Origin of the sequence: Mesorhizobium sp. M7A.F.Ca.CA.001.08.2.1, from assembly GCF_003998455.1 — a bacterium.
Classification (GTDB): Bacteria; Pseudomonadota; Alphaproteobacteria; order Rhizobiales; family Rhizobiaceae; genus Mesorhizobium; species Mesorhizobium ciceri.
This window is the reverse complement of sequence record NZ_RZPW01001380.1, coordinates 1-642: the sequence shown is the minus strand read 5'-3', so window position 1 is coordinate 642 and position 642 is coordinate 1. Positions and strand designations below refer to the sequence as shown.

Annotated in this window: 1 pseudogene; it reads left to right on the top strand. The window is 61.5% G+C overall.

Features of this window, described 5'->3' with window-relative positions:
• Positions 1-642: pseudogene (locus EN914_RS37520) on the top strand (type VI secretion system membrane subunit TssM); the annotation flags it as partial.

The window sequence follows — 642 nt, the reverse complement described above, 5'->3', positions numbered from 1 at the left end:
GAACGGCGTTCTCGGCCAGTTGAAATTCAAGGCGATGCTGACGGACAAGCCGCACTACATCGCGCTTTCGGCCGCTGCCTCCCCAAGCTCACCGATGAATCAGCTCTTTGCGGCAATCGCCGATGAAACAGCTCTGACGCGGGACTCAGGTGACGGCCCCGATCCCGGCACCGAGATCGAAGGCACGGCCCAGAACCCGCCGCGCAACCCCGCGGATCTGGCCAAGGGCCTGGCCCGCATCGGCATAACAATCGCCAGCGGCAAATCGCAAAGCCGCGCCGGCACCGGGGCCGCCGACGCACGGAACTTCAGTCCAGGAGCAAACATCGAAGCGCAATTCAGACCATTCCAGGCCCTGGTGAACGGCCCTGCCGGACATCGCCCGATCGATGCTCTGACCCAAAACTTCAGCGATATCTATCAGAGCCTGCAACTGGCGGCCGAAGTTCCTTCGCAGACGGAACGCGTCAATTCGAACCTGCAGCTGCAGATAGCCACGCTTCGCGCCAATGTCTCGCGCCTGCCCAAGCAACTCGGCCGGATGGTCAACGCGACGGCGGATGAGTTCGAAGGCAACGTTGCCGAAACCTCGGTGACCAACTTGAATCAGATACTTGACCAGACGGTCACAGCCCCTTGTGA